The sequence below is a fragment of the Bacillus sp. AP50 genome (assembly GCF_040492675.1).
GTDB classification, from domain to species: domain Bacteria; phylum Bacillota; class Bacilli; order Bacillales; family Bacillaceae_G; genus Bacillus_A; species Bacillus_A cereus.
On the sequence record NZ_JBEUTW010000743.1, the window covers coordinates 1 to 1,478 of the forward strand.

Here is a 1,478-nt window from a genome sequence, read left to right on the forward strand (position 1 = left end):
GAAATATCCAAAAAGAAATCATTTTTTATGATGAAATAAAAAATTTTAATGAAGAAAAAATTATTTCATTATTTTCAAGTTTCGTTAAAGTGCATGTATTTATAATCACTATGAGACAAGGAGCAGAATCCGAAAAAATTTTTGTAAATTAGAAAATTGCATTTCAAAAATAAGTTAAACGTTTATGGAGGGTTATATGAGCGAGAAAATTTATTACTGGTCTCCGATTAAGCATTGGGAGAAGTTGCATAATGAAGTTTTGATCGGGGAAATGAGATTTACAGGTATTCTGTCTGAGTGGTTTCCTGATTTTTATTTTATGGCTCAAAAAGGTGTGAAAATCAGTGAACTAGTAGAGCGCTTTTCATTAGGAAATGTAGAAGAGACACACAAAAACATAGAGCTCATGATAAAAAATCGTGTGTTAGTAAGTAACATATTACACCCAAGAGAAGTATTTTCTTCACAAGAAAAGATTTTTTCAAATCCATATAGCAACCAGATTCGCTTTTCTAAAGAAAAGTTAGATAAGTATATGAGTGAACAATTAAATCGCACGCACGTTGCTGCACGGTCGACCGAAATTCAACTTGAAACAACAAATGAGCTACCTACTATAATCAAGGAACGTAGGTCTTGTCGTCAATTTGATATGGAAAAACATATTAGTTTTTCGGAATTTTCCCGATTCTTATCAACTCTAAAACAGGTTAGGGAAGAAAAAATATACTATCATTACGCAAGTGCAGGCGGGCTCTATCCCATTGATATCTTTGTTTATGTAAAACCAAAACGTATAGAGGATATGAAAGCTGGATTTTATTATTATAACCCATCAAAAAATAGTCTTGTGATTGTAAATAGCATTGATCAAGTAATCAAAAGTGATCATGAGTTAATTAATCAGGATTTATTTACTCAATCTGCCTTCTCAGTTTATTTGGTTTATAATGCGAACGCTTCCATCCCGAAATACGGTTCAGATGGATATTTATTTGCTTGTATTGAGTCAGGCATTATCACTGCTACCTTAAATATGGTTGCTGAGACATTAAATTTAGGGGTTTGTTCAGTTGGTCATATGAAATTTGAAGATATTCAGCAATTTTTATGTTTGGATAATCATCAAGTGTTTCTCCATGGGCTTGAAGTTGGCTTAAAAATTAACGAGTAGAAGAAATGAATATTAGGGGGATAAAGATAAAAATGCACATTAAAGATCGAAGTTCGATTCATGAAAATAAAGAAGTAGAAGCGTTTTGGAAGGAGCAATTATCTTCCGAGATTCTCGATTTTTCTGTATTTAAATTTAATAGCGATTACCAACTAAATAAAGAAACACCTTGTGAATACGTTCAAGTCATAGTGAATGTAGAATTTAGTAAAAGTATACAAAAAATAAGTAAGTCTCAAGATTTATTATTATTTAGCTGGTTTCAAGCCGCTTTAAGGGTTTCTTTGGCACATTATACAGATCA

Annotated in this window: 1 protein-coding gene and 1 pseudogene; both read left to right on the top strand. The window is 31.6% G+C overall.

Features of this window, described 5'->3' with window-relative positions; all coding sequences use genetic code 11:
• The first annotated feature begins 196 nt into the window (after positions 1-196).
• Positions 197-1,174 (top strand): SagB/ThcOx family dehydrogenase, encoded by a 978-nt coding sequence (locus ABWK52_RS29085; RefSeq protein WP_141537392.1) that lies wholly within the window; start codon positions 197-199, stop codon positions 1,172-1,174.
• A gap of 32 nt (positions 1,175-1,206) precedes the next feature.
• A pseudogene (locus ABWK52_RS29090) lies at positions 1,207-1,478 on the top strand (condensation domain-containing protein); the annotation flags it as partial.

Coding starts and splice junctions, on each gene's coding strand:
- ABWK52_RS29085 (WP_141537392.1), top strand. CDS start 197: ATGAGCGAGAAAATTTATTACTGGTCTCCGATTAAGCATTGGGAGAAG.